At 71.9% G+C, this 20317-nt stretch carries 11 protein-coding genes; 7 read left to right on the top strand and 4 right to left on the bottom strand.

Going from position 1 to position 20317, the window contains the following annotated elements; genetic code table 11:
- Window positions 1–135 precede the first annotated feature (135 nt).
- Window positions 136–1476, bottom strand: a complete 1341-nt coding sequence (gene dprE1 / locus TR50_RS13380; protein ID WP_042420051.1) for a decaprenylphosphoryl-beta-D-ribose oxidase — start codon at window positions 1474–1476, stop codon at window positions 136–138.
- Between the two features lie 414 nt (window positions 1477–1890).
- Between dprE1 and TR50_RS13385 the strand changes: the two genes are divergently transcribed.
- The 6 genes from TR50_RS13385 (at window position 1891) to TR50_RS13410 (ending at window position 14592) form a co-directional block, all read left to right on the top strand.
- Entirely contained in the window at window positions 1891–3963 is a 2073-nt protein-coding gene (locus tag TR50_RS13385; RefSeq protein ID WP_042420053.1) for a hypothetical protein, read from the top strand.
- Between the two features lie 61 nt (window positions 3964–4024).
- Window positions 4025–8035: a bifunctional glycosyltransferase/CDP-glycerol:glycerophosphate glycerophosphotransferase gene (locus TR50_RS42490; protein ID WP_052440967.1), complete on the top strand. Its 4011-nt coding sequence runs from the start codon at window positions 4025–4027 to the stop codon at window positions 8033–8035.
- A 223-nt stretch (window positions 8036–8258) separates the two neighbouring features.
- Complete coding sequence (locus TR50_RS13395; protein ID WP_052440968.1) at window positions 8259–9515, top strand: acyltransferase family protein; 1257 nt, start codon at window positions 8259–8261, stop codon at window positions 9513–9515.
- Window positions 9516–9526: 11 nt separating this feature from the next.
- Window positions 9527–10330 carry a TylF/MycF/NovP-related O-methyltransferase gene (locus TR50_RS13400; protein WP_042420055.1) on the top strand — a complete coding sequence of 268 codons (804 nt, stop codon included), beginning with the start codon at window positions 9527–9529 and terminating at the stop codon, window positions 10328–10330.
- 213 nt (window positions 10331–10543) lie between these two features.
- Window positions 10544–13429, top strand: coding sequence for a bifunctional glycosyltransferase/CDP-glycerol:glycerophosphate glycerophosphotransferase (locus TR50_RS13405; RefSeq protein ID WP_042420058.1), 2886 nt, complete (start codon window positions 10544–10546; stop codon window positions 13427–13429).
- Window positions 13426–14592, top strand: a complete 1167-nt coding sequence (locus TR50_RS13410) for a glycosyltransferase (RefSeq protein ID WP_042420060.1) — start codon at window positions 13426–13428, stop codon at window positions 14590–14592. The genes TR50_RS13405 and TR50_RS13410 overlap by 4 nt, the downstream gene beginning before the upstream one ends.
- Window positions 14593–14664: 72 nt before the next feature.
- Here TR50_RS13410 and TR50_RS13415 read toward each other — a convergent pair whose 3' ends face one another.
- From TR50_RS13415 to trpS, 3 genes are read right to left on the bottom strand one after another with little or no spacing between them, the layout of a single operon-like run.
- Window positions 14665–16848 carry a bifunctional glycosyltransferase/CDP-glycerol:glycerophosphate glycerophosphotransferase gene (locus TR50_RS13415; protein ID WP_042420063.1) on the bottom strand — a complete coding sequence of 728 codons (2184 nt, stop codon included), beginning with the start codon at window positions 16846–16848 and terminating at the stop codon, window positions 14665–14667.
- A 52-nt stretch (window positions 16849–16900) separates the two neighbouring features.
- Window positions 16901–17476 carry a 2'-5' RNA ligase family protein gene (locus TR50_RS13420; RefSeq protein WP_042420066.1) on the bottom strand — a complete coding sequence of 192 codons (576 nt, stop codon included), beginning with the start codon at window positions 17474–17476 and terminating at the stop codon, window positions 16901–16903.
- 2 nt (window positions 17477–17478) lie between these two features.
- The gene (gene trpS, locus TR50_RS13425) at window positions 17479–18495 is read right to left on the bottom strand and encodes a tryptophan--tRNA ligase (RefSeq protein ID WP_042420069.1); all 1017 of its coding nucleotides are present in this window, start codon (window positions 18493–18495) and stop codon (window positions 17479–17481) included.
- Between the two features lie 156 nt (window positions 18496–18651).
- Here trpS and TR50_RS13430 point away from each other — a divergent pair, with 156 nt between their 5' ends.
- Complete coding sequence (locus TR50_RS13430) at window positions 18652–20034, top strand: glycosyltransferase family 2 protein (RefSeq protein ID WP_042420071.1); 1383 nt, start codon at window positions 18652–18654, stop codon at window positions 20032–20034.
- Window positions 20035–20317: the final 283 nt, after the last annotated feature.

Below are 20317 nucleotides of genomic sequence, written 5' to 3' on the forward strand. Positions count from 1 at the left end.
CCCGCGACCCGGGGCGGCGCGCAAACGCGGCCGGAGCCCGCGACAGGGGGCGCGGACGGCCGGGCGCCGGCCTGCGCGGGCCGGCTCCGAGGCTGGTCGCGGGCGGTACCGGACGGAGCCGGGTGCCTGTCGGCGTCACAACGCGAGCCTGCGGGCCAGGTCGGAGGTGAAGACGCCGCGCGGGTCGAGCCGCTCGCGCAGGGCGCGGAAGTCGGCGAGCCTCGGGTACATCGCGGCGAGCGTCCGCGGCCGCATCCGCGAGTCCTTGGCGAGGTAGATCCGGCCGCCGGCCGCCAGCACCTGTTCGTCCAGCCGGTCCAGCAGCGGGCCGAGACCGGGGACCGAGGCGGGCAGGTCGAGGGCCAGCGTCCAGCCGGGCATGGGGAAGGACAGCCAGCCGGGCCCGCCCTCGCCGAAGCGCTTGAGCACGGCGAGGAAGGACGGACAGCCGTGCCGGCTGAGCTGCTCGACGATGGAGCGCAGCACCGCCTCCTGCCCGTAGGGGACGACGAACTGGTACTGGAGGAAGCCGCCCGGCCCGTAGACGCGGTTCCACTCCGGCACGCCGTCGAGCGGGTGGAAGAACGCGCCGATCCCCTGGAGTTGGCCACGGCGTGCGCGCGGCGCCCGGCGGAACCAGAGCTCGTTGAAGGCCCCGACGGTCGACGTGCGCAGCAGCCCGCCGGGGATGCCGCGGGGGGCGGGTGGAAGGCTGCGCGGACGGAAGGCCAGCGGATCCCTGCGCTGACGCGGGGTCAACGCGTCGAGCGTGGCGTGGTCGCCGCGCGTCAGCACGGCGCGACCGGTGGCCGCGCCGCGCGCGACGAGGTCGATCCAGGCGACCGAGTAGCGGTAGCGGTGGTCCGAGGCGTCCAGGCGCTGCATCAGGTCGTCGAGGTCGGCCGCGCGTTCGGTGTCGACGGACATCAGCGAAGTGGCCACGGGCAGCAGCCTGATCGTGGCGTCGAGGATCACGCCGGTGAGGCCCATGCCGCCGGTGGTGGCGTCGAACAGTTCCTCGCCCGGCGTGAGCTCGACCTCCTCGCCACCCGCCGTCAGCAGCCGCATCCGCGTGACGTGGTGGCCGAAGCTGCCGCTGACGTGGTGGTTCTTCCCGTGGATGTCGGCGCCGACGGCGCCGCCGACGGTGACGTAGCGGGTGCCGGGGGTGACCGGGACGAACCAGCCGAAGGGCAGCAGCAGCCGCATCAGCCGGTCGAGGCTGACCCCGGCCTCGCAGGTGACCAGGCCCTGCTCCAGGTCGAGCGCGAGCACCCGGCCCAGCGCGGTCATGTCGAGGACGGTGCCGCCCGCGTTCTGCGCCGCGTCGCCGTAGCTGCGGCCCAGGCCGCGCGCCAGGGTGCCGCGCTCGCCTGCGGCGCGCAGGGCGTCACGGGCTTCGGCCGCCGTCGTGGGCGCGCAGAGCCGGGCTGTCGTCGGCGCGGTGCGCCCCCACCCCGTGAGTCGTCCTTCCATGCGAGCGACGCTAAGCCCGAGCACCGACAGCGCGCAGGGCGCGCGCGGCGCGGTCCTCGCACGTCGGCTGGTGGTCCGAGGGCCAACCGGCCGGGCGCGAAAGCCTCCTGGGCGTGGGTTCGAGCGCCGGAGGCCGTTGCGTGGCGCACCCGAACGGGTGAGTGAGCGCGGCGATGGCTGGTTGACGTGCGGGCCCGCCGCGCGCGACCCGCCCTGCTCGGCGGCCCGAGTCGCGAGCCGGTCCGGGTGGGCGCAGCATGAGGTTCCCGCCGTCGAACAGCGCGGTGCGGGCTCCCCCCTGACGACCCGTGAACTTCCGGCCAGAATTCCAAGATAGTCGGACAATTATTTTTCCCGGTGAATTCGTGGCTATTTTGCAATTCACGCCGGACCACACCAGGATTGTTTTCCGAAATGAAAGTCCTCGCGCGCTCAGCCGCCCTTCTCGCCGGATTCGCCGCAGCCCTGCTGGCCCTGCTCGGGGTCGGTGGCGCCTGGGTGCGTCCCGCCGCCGACGACTGGTGCTACCAGACGAACATGCGCACCATGTCAGTCCGTCAGTTCGTTCACTTCCTCTACCAGGACAGCAACGGCCGGGCCGGCAACGCCGTGCTGCTCGCCTGGGTGCACGGACTGGGGCCGCTGGGCCTCCAGATCTACCCGGTCGTCGTCATCGCCCTGCTGCTCGGCTCGCTGTGGCTGCTCATCGCGAGGCTCACCCGTTTGGCCGGACGTCACGTCCCCGTCGCGGTCCAGCTGCTGACGGCCGCGACCGCGTCCCTGGCCTTCCTGCTGGTCTGCCCGCAGCCCTACCAGACCACCTACTGGGCCTCGGGCGGCATCTCGCACACCGTCCCCGCGGTGCTCACCGCCGTGCTGGTCTCCACCGTGCTCTGCCTGCCCGGCCGCACCGGCCGGGCGGGCCTGGCCGGGCGCTGGACGGCGGCGCTCGCGCTGCTGCTCGGCTTCGCCTTCATCGCCCTGGTCTCCGAGGCGATGGCGCTCGTCGTCGGCGTCCTCGCCGCCGTGCTGTGGCTGCGGGCCGGCGACGTCTGCGCCGACCGTCCGGCCCGCCGCGCCGCCCGGCTCGGCGCGCTCGCCGCCATCGCCGGATCGGCGGGCGGCCTGCTGGTCGAGTACCTCTCCCCCGGCATGCACGCCCGCAGCGCGGGCCTCGGCGTCCCGCACGGCGCGGAGCTCCTGCACCGCCTCCGCGAGGGCGTGGTCACCTGGGTCGGCGACCTGGCCACGACGGTGACCAGCTTCGACTACGTCGCCGTCGTGCTCGCGGGCGTGGTGCTCGGCCTGACCACCCGTCGGCTCACCGCGGACGCGCCCGCGCGCACGGGACCGGACGGCACGGGACCGGACGGCACGGGACGGCGGGTCGGCGCCTTTCTGCCGCTCTGGCGGCGTTCCTCCCGCACCACGACGGACCCGGCACGGCCCGCCGAGGGGGCGCACGGGGACGCCACCGCGCTGGCGCTCGGCGCAGGGAACCAGAGCGTCCTGCACCCGGCGCGAGCCATGGCGGCGGGCCTCGGCGGTGGGGAAGAAACCGCGACATCGGTCCGCACGAGCGTCGACGCGGCGGACCCCGCGACCGCACAGCCCGGCGATCCGGGGCCGGGCCCCGAGGACCAGGAGCCGTCGACGTCAGGCGGCGCGAGCGCCGACCCGCGAGCGCACCTCGGCGGCGCGAGCCGCCGACGCGAGGAGTCCACAGCGACGGGTCACGCCCTCACCGGGATGCTCGGGGCAGAAGACCCCGCAGGCTCCCAACACCCGGGTACCCAGGCCACGGGCGCGGCCGCCTTCACCGGGACCGCCGGACCGGGCCACCACCCCGGAACAGGTCCGGCCGAGGAACGCGAAGGTCCCGAACCGCGCGTCTCCGACGCGGTGGTCGCCCCTGCCCTGGCCGTGCGCTCGCCGCTGCGCCTGCTGCTGTGGGCCGCTGCCGGGGTGCTGCTGGGCAGTCTGCTCGTCACCGAGCTGGTCCAGGCCGTCTTCGGGTCCTGGATCTGGTACATGGTGCGCACCTGGAACGACTGGCGACTGCCGTACACCCTGCTGCTGGCCGCTGTGGGCGTCGCCGCCGGGCGGCTCCTCGCGTCCGCCCTGGCTCCCCCGCCGGGAGCACCGATCACACCCCGTCGGCGGCGCGCGGTACTCCTGCTCCCGGCCCTGCTCGGGCTCGCGCTGCTGGGACTCGCCCAGCCCGCCGTCGCCGTGGTGCACCAGACGCGGGTGCGCGCCCACCACTGGGACGCCCAGCAGGTCCAGCTGGAGGCCCAGGTGCGCGCCGGGGTCAAGAGCCCCACCTACGTGCCCTCCTACATCGGGCACCTGCGTGACGCCTACACCCGCAGCGGCCGGGCGGACTGGGTCGCCTCCTGCATCGACGACTACTACGGCACGCACATCCGTCTCCCGGCGCACAGCACCGACTGGGTCATCCAGTCGCAGAACGCGCCCATCCCCTGACCGTCACCGTCCCCCTTCAGCCCGCCCCACGACCCGTCCCCGATCCGAAAGGCCCGAGCGGATGCCCCCGCGTCTCTCCGTCGTCGTCCCGATCTACAACGTCGAGCGCTATCTCGACGAGTGCCTCGCCTCGCTGGCCGCCCAGACCATGGGCGACTTCGAGGTCGTCATGGTGGACGACGGCTCTACGGACGGCAGCGCCGCGATCGCGCAGGAGTGGGAACGGCGCGACCGGCGCTTCCGGATGGTCAGCAAGGAGAACGGCGGGCTCGGCCCGGCGCGCAACACGGGCATCGAGGCGCTGACACCGGGCACGGAGTTCCTTGCCTTCGTCGACAGCGACGACACCCTGCCGGACACGGCCTACGAGCTGATGGTCGGCACGCTCGACCGGACCGGCTCGGACTTCGTGGCGGGCAACGTGCGGCGCTTCCGCAGCGCGGGCTCGCGGCAGTCGCCGGTGCACGCGCGGCCGTTCGCGCGCACCCGGCTGAGCACGCACATCAGCGAGTTCCCGGCGCTGATCACCGACCGCACCGCGTGGAACAAGGTCTACCGGCGCACCTTCTTCGACGCCCACGGCCTGCGCTACCCGGGCATTCTCTACGAGGACGCGCCGGTCAGCGTGCCGCTGCACTACCTGGCGGAGAAGGTCGACGTCCTCGGCGACCCGATCTACAACTGGCGCGAGCGCGAGAGCGGCGACCGCTCCATCACCCAGAACCGCAGCGACCCGCGGGGCCTGCGGGACCGGGTGGCCTCGATGCGGCTGGTGCGGGCGTTCCTGTCGGCGCAGACCGGCCCGGAGTACCGCGACTTCCTGCGTGCCTACGACCGCAACGCGCTGACGGAGGAGATCCCGCTCTTCTTCCGCGCGGCCCTCGACGGCGACGCGCCGCTGCACCAGGTCTTCGCCGAGCATGTGGGCGGGCTGCTGTCCGAGATCGGGGCGAAGGCGATCGACCGGCTGCCCGCCGATCACCGGCTGCGCTACTACCTGATCGCGCAGGGCCGGATCGACGACTTCCTGGCGCTGCTGCGCTGGCAGTGGGACCACAAGGGGGCCATCCCGGTCCGCGGCCAGCTGCGTCCGCGGGCCGCCTACCCGGTGCTGGCCGACCGGCCGCCCGTCCCGGCGAACCTGCTGCGGCTCGGCCCGGAACTGGTGGTCCGCTCCCAGCTTCAGGGTGCCGACTGGGACGGCAAGGGAGTGCTGCGGCTCGCCGGCTACGCCTACCCGGCGCACCTGGGCGCGCCCGCGCGGCACAGCGCGCTGAAGATGCTGATGCTGCGTGAGACCCACAGCCGCCGCACCCTGGTGCTGCCCGCGAAGACGGTCCGCTCGCCCGAGGTGACCGCCGACAACGGCCAGCTGCTGCGCGACTGCGACCTGGCGGGCTTCGCCGTCGGCATCGACCCGCGCCGGCTGCGCCAGGACGGGCGCTGGGTGGACGGGACCTGGCGGGTCACCGTCGCCGTCCTCGGCGCCGGTCGTCCGCGACGCAGCCGGATCAAGGCCGGTCACCGCGCCTCCGGGCAGAGCCCGCGCTCCAGTTGGGTCGCCGACGACGTCCGCGTCATCCCGGAGATCCGGGACCAGCACCTGTACCTGCGGGTCGAGCACGCGCACGCGCTGACCGGCTCGATCACGGAGAACGGCGGCAGGCTCGAGATCAGCGGCCGGGTCCGCGCCGCCGTGGCGCACCGCGTCGAGGCGGTCCGGGTGCGGCACATGGAGGACGGCTCCTCGGCGATCATCGAACTGCCCGTCACCTTCGCGCGCACCGGTGCCGCCCGCGCGGCGACGGCCGGAGCGACGGCTCGCGCGACGACGACAAGCGCGGCGACGGCAGGCGCCGGTGCGGTCGGCTCGGAGGCGGACGCCTACCTGGCGGGGCGCGAGGACGTGCTGCGCGCACTGGGCGTGCAGGGGGTCGGCCACGTCGGCCACGTAAGCCAGGCCGGTCAGACTGGTCAGACCAGTCAGGCCGGTCAGGCCGGTCAGGCCGAGGCCGCCGGGGCCGGGGCGACCGGCATCACCCGGGGCACACAGGACGCCGGAGACCTCACCAGGGCCGGCGTGACAACCGCGCCCTGGCCCGTCCCGGGTGTGAACCCGGACAACAGCCGGACGGCGGGAAACGGCGACGTCGCGAAGGCCGCCTCCGACGACGTCCTCACACCGGACGCGGACGGCTGGCTCCCCTTCACCGTCGCGCTCGACCTCGGCGAGCTCAACGCCGCCCGCGAGCGGTACGAGCGGGTGCGGCCGCACGTCCCGGCCCACCACGGGCACCGCTGGGCCGTCGACCTGCGGCTGGAGGGCGAGGACGCGGAGGAGGGCGAGGCGCTCCGACTGGTCCACGACGAGCGCACCCAGCCCGAGGCGCAGCAGGTGCCGTTGCCCGGCGAGCAGCAGCCGACACGCGTCGTCTGCGTCAAGCGGTCGCCGACCGGCTACCTCCAGCTGGTCGACCAGCCCGTCCAGCCGCTGTTCGAGGAGGTCACCGCCGACCTCGCCAAGGAGTCCTTCCGGCTCACCGGCAGCTACCCGCTGCCGGGCCGCCACGCGCTGGAGCTGGTGCTGCGTCACCCGACGCAGAGCCGCCCCGAGGTCCACGCCTTCGAGGCGGTCGACGGGCGGATCGACACGCTGCTGCCGGCCGTGCCCGTCTCCGGCTACGCCGGGGAGATCCCGCTGGCCTGGGGCGACTGGCAGATGCTCGTCCGCACGCCCGCGCCGAGGGAAGCGGCGCAGGACGCGCCCAAGCCGGCGGAGTGCCAGGCCCGCCTCTCCCCCGCGATGCACGCCGCGGTGCCCCTGGCCCTCCAGGCCCGCGGCAAGACCGTGCGGCTGAGCCGGCAGGGGTACGACGGCATGCTGCTCAGCGTCTCCGCCGCACTCGGCCCCCACGAGCGCGGCGACTACCACCGGCGCCGGCTGCTCACCGGCGTCCTCCCCGCCGCCCGCAGGCGTCCGCTGCTGCCGCAGGTGCTCTACGACGTCTTCGAGGGACGCTCCTACTCCTGCTCCCCGCGCGCCGTGCACCAGGAGATGCTGCGCCGCAGCGACGGGAACACCGCGCACCTGTGGGCGGTGCTCGACCACCGGATGCCGACCCCGCCCGGCGCCCGCTCCGTGGTGATCGGCTCGGCCGAGTGGTACGAGGCGCTCGCCCGCAGCCGCTGGATCGTCGGCAACACCCACCTGCCGACGGAACTGGAGCGGCGAGAGGGCCAGGTGGTCGTGCAGACCTGGCACGGCACCCCGCTGAAGAGGATCGGCTTCGACTTCGAGAACGACTGGTTCAACGACACCGACTACCTGCGCCGCTTGGAGCACGAGGCGAGGCAGTGGCAGGTGCTGCTCTCCCCCAACCGGTTCAGCACCCCCATCCTGCGCAACGCCTTCCACTACGAGGGCGAGATCCTGGAGTCCGGCTACCCCCGCAACGACGTCCTGCTCGCCCCGGACCGGGAGCTCCAGGCGGACGCCGTGCGCCGTCAGCTGGGGCTGCCGCCGGGCAAGCGGGTGATCCTTTACGCGCCGACCTGGCGGGAGCACCGCCTCCGCCTGAGCCACGGCGGCCACCACCTCGACCTCCAGCTCGACCTGGCCGCGATGCGCCGGGCGCTCGGTGAGGACCACGTGCTGCTGGTCCGCCCGCACGCCCACGTGGTCGACCCGGTCCCGGGCGCCGGCGACGGCTTCGTGTGGGACGTCGGCAGCTACCCGGACATCCAGGACCTCTACCTGGTCTCGGACGTCCTGGTCACCGACTACTCCTCGGCGATGTTCGACTTCGCGGTGACCGGCCGCCCGATGCTCTTCTTCACCTACGACCTGGAGCTGTACCGGGACACGCTGCGCGGCTTCTACATCGACTTCGAGGCGACCGCCCCGGGACCGCTGCTGCCCACCTGCGATGACCTGATCACGGCGCTGCTCGACCTGGCCCCGGCCGTCGAGCCGTACCGCGGCGCGTACGAGGTCTTCCGCAAGACCTACTGCGACCTCGACGACGGCGCGGCCTCGCGCCGCGTGGTGGACCGGATGCTGGAGCTGAGCTGAGCCGGGCAGGGCTGGGCTGGGCTGAGCTGAGCCGGGCAGGGCTGGGCTGAGCTGAGCCGGGCAGGGCTGGGCTGGGCTGGGCTGGGCTGGGCTGGGCCGAGCCGGCCAGGTATGAAGGCCGGACGCGAAGGAACGAAGGGGACAGTGTGCCCTTCCGGTACGAAGCGGTGTGAGGTGGAGCGCATCACACCGAATCCGTAGAAACAGCGGCTAGGGTCGCCGGGTGAACACCACGAAGGCCCGAGTTCCGTCCCCGCGGGCTCCGTTCCTGCACAACGACGGGACGCCGAACGCCTCGGCGTCCCGTCTCGACGCGCTGACGAGCCTGCGCTTCTTCGCGGCCTTCGCCGTGTTCCTGCACCACTTCCAGGGAGTCAGCGCCGTCGGCGGCGGCGTGGCGCGGGTCCCGGCGCTGTACCCGTGGTCGCTGATCGGCGCCCACGGAGTCACCTTCTTCTTCGTGCTCTCCGGCTTCCTGCTCACCTGGAGCTGGCAGCCGGGGCGGCAGACCACCGGCGGCTACTACTGGCGCCGCTTCGGCCGGATCTGGCCCGCCCACCTGGTGGCGACGGTTCCGGCGCTGCTCCTCTTCTACGACATCGGGTGGGGCCAGGACCAGACGAACCTGTTCTCCACCCTCTCCTCGCTGGTGCTGCTCCAGGGCTGGTTCCCGAACGTGAACCCCTGGCTGCCCGGCAACCCGGTGACCTGGACGCTCAGCGTCGAGCTGCTCTTCTACCTGCTGTTCCCCTTCATGTTCCGTGCCTTCGCGCGGATGCGGACCCGGACGCAGATGCTGACCGCCTTCGGCGGGCTGGTCGCGATGTGGGGACTGGACTTCTGGGCGCAGTACCACGCCTCGGTCCGCACGGAGTCGTGGCTGATGCGGATGCCCGCCGTCTACCTGCCGGAGTTCGCCCTCGGCATGGCGTTCGCCTTCGCCATCCGGCGCGGCTGGCGGGTGCGGCTCAGTCCGTGGCCGGTGCTGGCGCTGTTCGCCGCGTACGTGCCGTTGTACGCGACCCACGCGATCGGCCCGTTCGACGCGCTCGGCGTCCAGGTGCAGGCGTCGGTGCGGCAGGTCGTCGCGGTCTTCTCGGTCCTGCTGATCTGCGCTTTCGTCCAACGCGAGCTGGACGGCCGCAGGGGGCTGCTGCACTGGAGGCCGCTGGTGCTGCTGGGTGCCTGGTCGTACTGCTTCTACCTGGTGCACCAGCAGGTGATCCAGGCGATGTTCGATCTGGGCCTGGCCACCCGGGCGAGCGACGGCAACTGGTGGATCCTGCTCACCACTCTCGTCCTCGGCACGCTGGCCGCCTGGCTGCTGTACACGCTGGTCGAGGAGCCGGCCCGCAAGTGGTGGTCGGCCCGGATGCCGGCCACCCTGCGCACCCGCCCCATGAACACCGTGTCGCGAGACGGTGAAAACCCCCTTCAAAGGTCCTCCGATCTACAGACAGGCGCGGGAGCGAAGGCGTAGCCTCCGATTTCATGACTTGGCGCAAGACTGTGAACACCGCACTGCGGCAGCTGACCGGCCACGAGCTGCGCCGGGTCCAGAGCCGCCCGGCCCCCGCGCGACCCGCGGCGGCGCCGGCCCCCTCGGTGGCGAAGCCGCTGACCTTCCCGGCGGACTACGACGAGACCGCCAGGGAGATCATCACCGCGGTGAAGCCGTGGACGATGACCTCGCTGGAGCGTCTGAACGCGCTGATCCAGTCCGTGCGCTACGTGACCCGCCACGATCTGCCCGGCGACATCGTCGAGTGCGGCGTGTGGCGCGGCGGTTCGATGCAGGCGGTGGCCCGCACCCTGCTGTCGCTCGACGTGAAGGACCGCGAGCTCTACCTGTTCGACACCTTCGAGGGCATGAGCGAGCCCACCGAGGAGGACAGGCGCCTCGACGGCCGCAGCGCAGCCGACCTGCTCGCCGCGTACGGCAAGGACCGCCCGATCTGGGCGCTGGCGACCCTCGACGACGTCCAGGACGGCTTCTCCCGGCTCAGCTACCCCTCCGAGCGGCTGCACTACGTGCAGGGCAAGGTCGAGGACACCATCCCGGAGCAGGCCCCGGAGCAGATCGCGATCCTGCGCCTGGACACCGACTGGTACGCGTCGACCAAGCACGAGCTGAAGCACCTCTACGACCGCCTGGTGCCCGGCGGCGTGCTGCTCATCGACGACTACGGCTACTGGCAGGGCTCGCGCCAGGCCGTGGACGAGTTCCTGGAGGAGACCGGCGCCCGGCTGCTGCTGACGCGCATGGACGAGGGCCGCATCGCGGTCAAGCCCTAGGGCGCGCCTGGGAGCCCGGCTTCCTTCTCCGTTCTTGCTCTTCTTACCGGGCGTTCCCGACAGGTTCTCCGAGGTGTTCGGCCTGAAGTCGCCCCCATGTTGACTGTCGTTTGCATGTATTAAGGTATGAGCCGCAAGGAATCTCATAATCGAACGTGTGTGCCGCGCGGTCATCGGGGATCGGCACCCTCACGAACAGGTCACGATCAGCCCTTGAGTACGCCCGACGTCAGCGTCATCGTCATCGTCTTCAACGACGCCGAGCGCCTTCCACGAGCAGTGCAGTCCGTACTCGACCAGACCCTCCACAACGTGGAGGCCGTGATCGTCGACGACTGCAGCACCGACGGCAGCTTCGAGGTCGCACAGCGACTGGCCGCCCAGCACCCGGGCCGGGTGCGGGCGTTCCAGCTGCCGGAGAACTCCAAGGGCTGCGGCGAGCCGCGCAACCGCGGCATCGCGGAGGCACTCGGCACCTATGTCATGTATCTCGACAGCGACGACGAGCTCGAGCTCAACGCCTGCCGGAACATGGTCGAGGCCGCCGAGGCCACCGGCGCCGAGCTGGTCTCGGGGCTCAGCACCCAGATCTACGTCGACACCCGCAACCAGCGCGAGCAGCCCTGGTACCGCTGGCTCTACCAGCGCCACCAGGTCCTGGAGAACATCTCCGAGCTGCCCGACCTGTTCGTCTTCGACACCCTGTCGACGAACATGTGCTACCGCCGGGACTTCCTCCTCGACAACAAGCTGACCTTCGTCAAGGGCCTGCTCTACGAGGACCTGCTCTACTCCGCGCAGGCCTACCTGGCCGCGGACCGGATCGCCCTGATCCCCAACCAGGTCTACAAGTGGTACATACGGCAGAACGTCGCCAAGTCCGAGAAGTCGATCACCAACCGGCGTGACGAGATCCGCAACTTCTCCGACCGGATCGAGATCCACCGCCGTATCGACGCCCTGCTCGCCGAGAAGAACCAGACCAAGCTGCGGCGGCACAAGGACCTGAAGTTCCTCAAGCACGACGTGCCGCTCTACCTGCGCGAGTTCCCGCAGCACAGCGCGGAGTGGCAGCACCAGTTCGCCGAGCTGACCCGCGACTACCTGGCCACGATCCCGCTCGACGTCTTCGACGAGTGCCAGCCGGTGCAGCGCGTCTGCGCCTACCTGCTGATCAAGGAGGACTGGGCGAACCTGCTCCCCGCGATCGACTGGCTGCGCAACCCGCGCAAGACGCCGATGCCGCTGGTCGAGCAGGACGGCCGGATCTACTTCTGCGCCGACCACCTCGACGACGAGACCGGGCGCCGCATGCTCGACGTCACCGAGGTGGGCTTCCAGGCGCGCAGCCTGAACGAGTCCATGCTGCGCTCGCAGCTGACCGGCTGGGAGCCGCAGGGCGCCGACGCCGTGAAGATCACCGGGCGGACGGTCAACCCGCTCGGCCTGGTGGGGCCGGGCGCGAAGCTCTCGGGCCGACTGGAGGTCAAGGCCCGCCGCAAGGGTCTGCAGACCTTCAGCTTCCCGGTGACCTCGTTCACGCACCAGGGTGACCACGTCGAGTGGGAGTCCACGCTCGACATCTCCAAGACTTTGCGACCGCTCGGCCTCGTCGACACCATCTGGGATGTGTGGCTCAACATGAGCGTGGACAAGCAGCGCACCCGCCAGCCGCTGTCGGTGGACCAGCTGGACCTGGACGGCGAGTTCGCCGCCCGGCCCCGGCTCACCCGCCTGCTGGCCGACCGCCTCCAGCCCGAGGTCTCCAAGCCCGGCCACCTGGCGTTCCAGCTCAGCGCCGTCGGCACCGCCGCCAGGAAGGGCCGCGGTCTGCTGTTCGACCTGATGAGCAGCCCCGCCGGCGCGCCGCTGAAGCGCTCCGCCAAGCGCGTTCTCCAGGCCGGCCGCGACCTGAACGACCAGCCCAACAAGATCCGCTGGTACCACCGGGCCATGACGCGGATGCCCGTCAAGAAGGGCCTGGTCGTCTTCGAGAGCCACCTGGGCAAGCAGTACAGCGACAGCCCGCGCGCCATCTACGAGGAGATGCGCCGCCGGGGCCTGAAGTTCCACGCCGTCTGGTCCTACGAGGGGAAGAAGCCGCCGAAGGGCTTCCCCAAGGCCGGCAAGGACGTCGAGCTGGTCGAGCGGTGGAGCTGGCCGTACCTGTACGCGCTGGCCCGCGCCGAGTACTGGATCGACAACCAGGGCTTCCCGCTGGCGCTGCGCAAGCGCCCGGAGACCACCTACGTCCAGACCTGGCACGGCTCCGCGCTCAAGCGCATGGGCTTCGACATGGCCGAGTACCGGATGCTGCCGCGCCACAAGCAGGACGAGTACCAGCGTGCGCTCGACCGCTTCGACCACTTCGTGGTCCGCACCGAGCACGACGTCGACACCCTGGTCCGCGCCTACCGGCTGCCCGAGTCCAAGGTGCTGCGCGTCGGCTACCCGCGCAACGACGCGCTCGTCGCCGCCCACGCCGAGGAGCTGGCGAGCGGCCGACGCGAGCGCGGCCCGCTGGCCAAGGAGCTGGGCATCGACCCGGACCGCACCATCGTGCTCTACGCGCCGACCTTCCGGGAGAAGGCGCCCGAGCTGGTGCTCGACCCGGTCGCCTTCGCCGAGCGCTTCGGCGAGGACACCACGCTGATGGTGCGCTCGCACTACATGCAGCGTCTGGCCGTGCCGCGCACGCTCAAGGGCAAGGTCGTCGACGTCACCGACTACCCCGACATCACCCCGCTGCTGGGCCTCGCCGACGCGCTGGTCACGGACTACTCGTCGGTGATGTTCGACTACGCGCTGCTGGACCGCCCGATGGTCTTCTACGCGTACGACTACGAGGAGTACGCGGGCGCCGCCCGCGGCACCTACTTCGACCTGCGCGAGGCCGCGCCGGGGCCGTTCGTGGAGACGCAGAAGCAGCTCTTCGACGCGCTCGACGCCGTCCGCAAGGGCGACGACGAGTTCGCGGAGAAGCGGCGCGCCTTCGCCACCCGATTCGGCGAGTACGACGAGGGCCGTGCGGCCGCGCAGATCGTCGACAGGTTCTTCGGCCCGGCGGCCGGCACGCAAGCGAAGGGCGAGCAGGCATGAGCGCGGACGCCGCCGTGACGACCGGCCGTGACATCTTCATCATCTCCAACAGCGTCGACGAGCTCGGCGGTGTCACCACCTGGTCCCACCAGATGGCCCGGATGCTGACCGCGCGCGGGCACCACGTGCACGTGCTCGGCATCTGCGACACCGACACCCCGGCCGACCTCGGCCCGGACCTGCCGTACCCCACCACCACGCTGCACCCGGGGAAGGTCCCGGCGGTCTTCAGCCCGCGCGGTGTCAAGCAGCGCCTCAAGGTCTCCGGCTACGCCCGCAACTCGCAGCGCGAGGCCGCGATCCGCGGCATGAAGGCCAAGCTCGACGCGCTGTTCGCGGCGGCCCGCCCCGGCGCGATGATCATCGTCACCCAGGTCTGGGCCATGGAGTTCGTCCGACTCGCCGACCGCGGGAGCATCCCGCTGATCGGGATGAGCCACGAGTCCTACGAGTACTCCCAGGACTCCTCGCGCTTCGCCCGCGTGAAGAAGTACTACCCCGAGGCCGACCGCCTGCTCCTGCTCACGCAGGAGGACGCGGACCTGTGGATCCTGGAGAAGCTCAACAACGTCGGCTTCATGCCCAACCCCCTGCCGGTGTGGCCGGACGAGCCGTCCAGGCGGGAGACGAAGACCGTCGCCTGCATCGGGCGCCTCGACGACCAGAAGGGCATCGACATGCTCCTGGACGCCTGGGCGCTGGCCGCGCCCCAGGCGCCGGGGTGGACGCTGAAGCTCTACGGCAAGGGCGAGGACGAGGCCGAACTGCGCGCCCAGTGCACGCGGCTGGGCCTGGACGGCTCGGTCGAGTGGATGGGCCAGACCTCCGACGTCCCGGGCGCCTTGCGCGACAGCTCCGTCTTCGTCCAGTCCTCCCGCGGCGAGGGCTTCCCGCTGGCGCTGCTGGAGGCCATGGCCTTCGCCGTCCCATGTGCCGCGTTCGACTGCGCGCCGGGCGTCCGCGAGATCATCCGCGACGGCGAGGACGGGCTCCTCGCCGCCCCGGGCAACACGGCCGAACTCGCCAAGCAGCTGGTGCGACTGACGTCCAACCAGGAACTGCGGGACTGCATGGGCGAGGCGGCGCGGGTCAACGTGGCGCGCTACTCCAAGGAGACGATCCTGGAGAAGTGGGAAGAGCTCTTCGCGCTGCTCGAGCGGTAGTCGCACGATCCAGGGGCGTGGGGCTCCACTGACAGGCGGCGGAGCCGCAAGTCGGTGGAGCCCTGCGCCCCTTTAGGCCGTAGTGGGCGCGGGCCGGCGTTCGGCCAGGGGCACGATCGGGAGCGGGGTCTGCTCGCCCAGGAAGACCGTGCGGACGACCCGCTCCGCGGCCCGGCCGTCGTCGAACTCGCAGAAGCGCTCGCGGAACGCCTGCCGCAGGGCCGCGGACTCCGCGTCGCGCCACCCGCCGCCGCGGAAGACCTCCGCCAGCTCCGCCTCGGAGCGGGCCACCGCGCCCGGGGTCTCACCGGGCCTGCCGGAGACCAGGTCCAGGTAGACGCCGCGCGTCTCCTTGTAGACGTCCCAGTCGTCCGCGAAGACGACGATCGGGCGGTCGAGGTTGGCGTAGTCGAACATCAGGGACGAGTAGTCCACGATCAACGCGTCCGCGGCGAGCGCCAGCCGCTCGATCGAGGGGTGGCGGGAGACGTCGATGACCCGCGGGCTGGAGGGGCCGGTCGGGGACTCGTAGGAGTAGTGCGCGCGGTGCAGGACGACGAACTCCTCGCCGAGGCGCGCGGCCAGCTTCTCCACGTCCAACTGGGGCTCGTAGCCCACCCGGTAGTCCCGCATCGTCGGCGCGTACAGGAGCGCCGTCGCGCCCTCCGGGATGCCGAGTTCGCGGCGGGCGGCGCGGACCTCGTCCGCGCCCGCCGTCACGTAGACGTCGTTGCGCGGGTAGCCGAACTCCAGCGTGCGGTACCCCGCCGGGTAGACCCGCTCCCAGATCAGCGACGAGAAGCGGTTGGAGGAGAGGCTGTAGTCCCAGCGGTCGATCCGCTCCAGCAGCTTGTCGAAGTCCATCGTCAGGCCCGCCGCGGGGTAGTCGCGCAGGTCGAGGCCCATCTTCTTGACCGGCGTGCCGTGGTGCGTCTGGAGGTGCACCGAGCCGGGGCGCTTCTTCGCGCTGTCGGGGAAGTTGACGTTGTTGACCAGGTAGCGGGCGCGCGACATCGCCTCCCAGAAGCCGCGCGAGCCCGGCGCGACCGTCGCGTAGCCGGCCGGCACGTCCTTCTTCCGGCCGGCCTCGACGACCCACACCGTCCGCGTGTCCGGGCGCAGTTCACGCAGCTTCGCCTCGATCGCGGCCGGGTTGCAGCCGGGGGCGCGGTTCCAATAGGAGGCGAAGACCGCCAGGTTGTCGTCGATCGGCAGCTGCCGCTGCATCTGCGCGAAGCCGCCCACCAGCGGGCGCGCGATGGCGCGCTTCACGCCGGGCTGCGCTGCGACCGCGCGGTTCTTCGCGCGCCGCACCACGTCACCGACCGGGCCCGCCTTGAACGGCATGGAGACCTCGATGGCGGGCGCGCCCTCGGGGCGGTGGCGCCGCTCCGCCTCGGCGGCCTTCGCGAAGAACTCGCGGCGGTCGCCCATCGGCACCCGGTCCGGGTGCGAGCCGATCGCGCGCAGGTGCTCGACCATCCGGCGGTGCAGGAACGGCCGCCAGGAGTGCAGCTCGGGGCGCGCGTCGACGAAGGCGAAGACCCGGTCGTACTGGTCGAAGATGTCGAAGTGCTTGCGCGAGGTGGTGGCCAGGATGTTGCCGCCCATCCGGCGCTGCCGGTAGTGGACGACGACCCGGTCGAGCAGCGCGACGGACTCCGCGGCCAGCGTGGTCGGGTAGGTCCACGGGGTGTCCTCGTAGTACCCGGGCGGGAAGGTGAAGCCGTTGCGCTGGACGAACTCCCGCTTGAAGGCCTTGTTCCAGACCACCATCAGCATCCGCAGCAGCTGCTCGCGCTCCGCGGTGCCGAACTCGTCCGGCTTGGCCTGGCACTCGCCCAGCATCGCCGCGTCCTGGTTGCGCACCACCCGGCCGTCCCAGAAGGTGCGGGCGTAGTCGAAGACCAGGATGTCCGGGTCACCGGTCGCGTCGAGACGGTCGGCGATCGCCCGCAGCGAGCCGGGGGTCAGCGTGTCGTCGCTGTCCAGGAAGATCAGGTAGTCGCCGGTGGCGATCTCCAGACCGGCGTTGCGGGCCCGGCCGAGCCCGACGTTCTCGGCCAGGTGCAGCACCCGTACCCGCCCGTCCTGCTCGGCGAACTCGTCGAAGATCCGCCCCGACCCGTCGGGCGAGGCGTCGTCCACGCCGATCAGCTCGAAGTCGCGGAAGGACTGGTCGAGCACGGACTCCAGGCACTCGCCGAGGTAGGCCTGGACGTTGAACGCGGGGACGATGACGCTGAACCTGGGCACGGTTCCCGACCCTACTACTCCGGGAGCCGGCCACCGCACGCTCACCGCCTGTTCAGCGCCTGGTCGCCGCCCCCGCCGCCGACTCCGGGAAGCCGTAGCGGCGCAGCGGACGCCACGCCTCGTCGTCCGTGCTGAAGCGGTGCAGGCTGAACCCCTCCACGGGGAACCCCGCCTCGAACCCGCGCAGCTCCGCGTAGGCGCGGTCCAGCGCCTCGTCCGGCAGGTCATGGGCGACGGTGACGTGCGGGTGGTAGGGGAAGGCCAGCTCCCGGGCCAGCGGCCCGGACCGGACCGACGCCTCCAGCTCCCGGCACTCCCGCACGCCCTGCTCCAACTGCACGAAGACCACCTGTGACACCGGCCGGAAGCTGCCGGTCCCGCGCAGCGTGACCTGGAACGGCCGGTGGTCCGCGGCGGCGCGGGCGAGATGCCCGTCCACGTCGGGCAGCGCCGAAAGCGGGACCTCGGTGGGCGGCAGCAGCGTCACGTGCGTGGGGATGCCGTGCGCGCGCGTGTCGCCGTAGCCGGTGCGCGCGTCCTGGATCCGCGAGCCGTACGGCTCGGGCACTGTCAGGGAGACCCCGATCAGGACACGGCCGCCGCCACCTATGACCCCGTCGTTCCCCATGCTCAGAGCGCCACCGGGGGCAGGAAGCCGATCCGGTCGTAGGCGGCGGCCAGCGTCGGGGCGGCGACGGCCCGCGCCTTCTCCGCGCCGCGCGCCAGCACCTTGTCCAGCTCCGCCGGGTCGTCCAGGTAGGTGCGGGTGCGCTCCTGGATCGGGGCGACCCACTCGGTGTAGTAGTCGGCCAGCTCGGTCTTGAGCGCGCCGTACATCTTGCCCTCGAAGTGCTCCACCAGCTCCGGGATCGAGCGGCCGCTGATCGCCGAGTAGATGGACAGCAGGTTGGAGACGCCCGGCTTGGTCTTCTCGTCGAAGGTGATGACCGTGTCGGTGTCGGTGACGGCGCTCTTGAACTTCTTGGCGCTGGTCTTGATGTCGTCCAGCAGGCTGACCAGGCCCTTGGGCGAGGAGGCGGACTTGCTCATCTTCACCGCCGGATCCTGGAGGTCGAAGATCTTCGCCGTCTCCTTGGGGATGTACGGCTTCGGCACGGTGAAGGTCTGCCCGAAGCGGCCGTTGAAGCGCTCGGCCAGATCCCGGGTCAGCTCGACGTGCTGGCGCTGGTCCTCGCCGACCGGCACCTGGTCCGCCTGGTAGAGCAGGATGTCGGCGACCTGGAGGATCGGGTAGGTGAACAGGCCGACCGTGGTGGAGTCGGCGCCGTGCCGGGCGGACTTGTCCTTGAACTGCGTCATCCGGGAGGCCTCGCCGAAGCCGGTCAGGCAGTTCATCACCCAGGCCAGCTGCGCGTGCTCGGGGACGTGCGACTGCACGAACAGCGTGCAGCGCTCCGGGTCGAGCCCGACGCCGAGGAGCTGCGCGACGGAGACGCGGGTGTTCTGCCGCAGCACGGCCGGGTCCTGCGCCACGGTGATCGCGTGCAGGTCCACAACCATGTAGAACGCGTCGTGCGTCTCCTGCAGGGACACCCACTGGCGCACCGCGCCCAGGTAGTTCCCCAGGTGGAAGGAGCCGGACGTGGGCTGGATGCCCGAGAGCACGCGGAGACGGTCGTTGGCCATGCGCTCATTCTCGCAGGTGCGTAAGCGATCCTTCGCGCCTCTCCACAGGCCGGACGCCGGCTGACCGCTGTCGGACACCTGTGCTCCGCCACCTCCGCCCCGTCACCCGCGTTGTTCACCGTGGTGGAGCAGTGACGAAGCCGGAGGGATCCGCCGATGACGCCACCCCTGGTGACGGTGATCACACCCGTTCACGACACGCGGGAGTACCTCGGCCCGTGGTTCGCGTCCCTGCGGGCGCAGACCCTCGCCCCCGGCGAGCTGGAGGTCCTGGCCGTCGACGACGGCTCCACCGACGGCAGCGGCGAGGAGCTGCGCGCGCTGGCCGCGTCCTGGCCCGGGACGGTCCGGGTGCTCGCCCTGCCCGCGCGCGGCGGCCCCGCCCGCGCCCGCAACGCCGCGCTGCGCGAGGCCCGCGGCCGCTACGTGTTCTTCCTCGACTCCGACGACCGGCTCGGCGCGGAGGCGCTCGCCCGCCTCACGGCGGCAGCCGACCGGCTCGGCTCCGACGTGGTCGTCGGCCGCGTCGTCGGCGTGAACGGACGCTGGGTCTCGCCTGAGCTGTTCCGGGAGACCGTCGAGGACGTCCGCTTCCCCGGCTGCGCCCTGGCGTGGTCCCTCTCCCCCGGCAAGCTGTTCCGGCGCGAGCTGCTGAGCCGTCACGGCCTGCGCTTCCCCGAGGACCTGCCGGTCTACAGCGACACGCCCCTGGTCCTCGAAGCCTTCTTCCGGGCCCGCCGGATCTCCGTTCTGGCGGACTACGACTACTACTACCTGCTGGCCCGCGAGGACCGCAGCAACATCACCACCACCGCCCGCCTCGCCGACCGCCTGCGCGGCACCGCGGCGGGCGTGGCCGTCGTCCTCCGGTTCACGGCCGCCGGCCCGGTGCGCGACGAGGTCAACGACCGCTACATCCGCAGCGACCTGGTCAACCTCTTCGGGCGCGAGTTCCTGCTGCTGGAACCGGAGGAGCGGCGGCAGTTGGCGGCCGCGGCCGGCGAACTCGTGCGCGCGCACCTGACCGACGCGATCCGGGCCCGCTGCACCGAGCCCCAGCGGCTGAAGCTGCACTGCCTGCAGCACGGGCTCACCGAGGAGTTGACGGAACTTGTGCGACACGAGTGCGACCACGGCGAACTGCCGGAACCGCTCACGGCGACGGCGTCGTGGTCGGCACAGGGCCTGCGGGTTCACACCTCGCGTGCGCTTCCCGGGCTCGTGTCCGCGCCGGTGACCTGGCTGTCGGACACCCTCGGCCACGTCGCCGCGGACGACGAGACGGTCATCCCCCTGCGGGAGCTGCTGCCGCGACAGCGCAGCACGCTGCGTCTGGAGGCGAGTTACGCGGGCCGCAGCGTCCCGGGCCGGATCACGCCCGAGACGGCCCTGCGCCAACGCAGGGTCTGGCACGCGGGCCGCGTCTACCGCCTCACCCCGAAGACGGGCCCACGCGGCGAGTTGGAGGTCTGGGCAGCGCGCATCACCCTGCGCCGCGTCCTGCGGCTGCGCCTCGGCCGGCTGCTGGGATCCCGGTGATGGGATCCTGCTGACGCACGCCTCCCGGCCGGGGGCCGGGGCCAGGGCCGGGGCCGAAGGCCGAGGCCGAGGCCGGGACCGAAGACCAGGGCCAGGGCCGAAGGCCAGGCCGAGGCCGGGACCGAAGACCAGGGCCAGGGCCGAAGGCCAGGCCGAGGCCGCGGCCGAAGACCAGGGCCGGGGCCGAAGGCCAGGGCCGGGGCCGCGGCCGAAGACCAGGGCCGGGGCCGAAGGCCAGGCCGAGGCCGGGACCGAAGACCAGGGCCAGGGCCGGGACCGAAGA

Source organism: Streptacidiphilus anmyonensis (genome assembly GCF_000787855.1).
GTDB classification, from domain to species: Bacteria; Actinomycetota; Actinomycetes; order Streptomycetales; family Streptomycetaceae; genus Streptacidiphilus; species Streptacidiphilus anmyonensis.

Coding starts and splice junctions, on each gene's coding strand:
- dprE1 (WP_042420051.1), bottom strand. CDS start 1,476: ATGGAAGGACGACTCACGGGGTGGGGGCGCACCGCGCCGACGACAGCC.
- TR50_RS13385 (WP_042420053.1), top strand. CDS start 1,891: ATGAAAGTCCTCGCGCGCTCAGCCGCCCTTCTCGCCGGATTCGCCGCA.
- TR50_RS42490 (WP_052440967.1), top strand. CDS start 4,025: ATGCCCCCGCGTCTCTCCGTCGTCGTCCCGATCTACAACGTCGAGCGC.
- TR50_RS13400 (WP_042420055.1), top strand. CDS start 9,527: ATGACTTGGCGCAAGACTGTGAACACCGCACTGCGGCAGCTGACCGGC.
- TR50_RS13410 (WP_042420060.1), top strand. CDS start 13,426: ATGAGCGCGGACGCCGCCGTGACGACCGGCCGTGACATCTTCATCATC.
- TR50_RS13420 (WP_042420066.1), bottom strand. CDS start 17,476: ATGGGGAACGACGGGGTCATAGGTGGCGGCGGCCGTGTCCTGATCGGG.
- trpS (WP_042420069.1), bottom strand. CDS start 18,495: ATGGCCAACGACCGTCTCCGCGTGCTCTCGGGCATCCAGCCCACGTCC.
- TR50_RS13430 (WP_042420071.1), top strand. CDS start 18,652: ATGACGCCACCCCTGGTGACGGTGATCACACCCGTTCACGACACGCGG.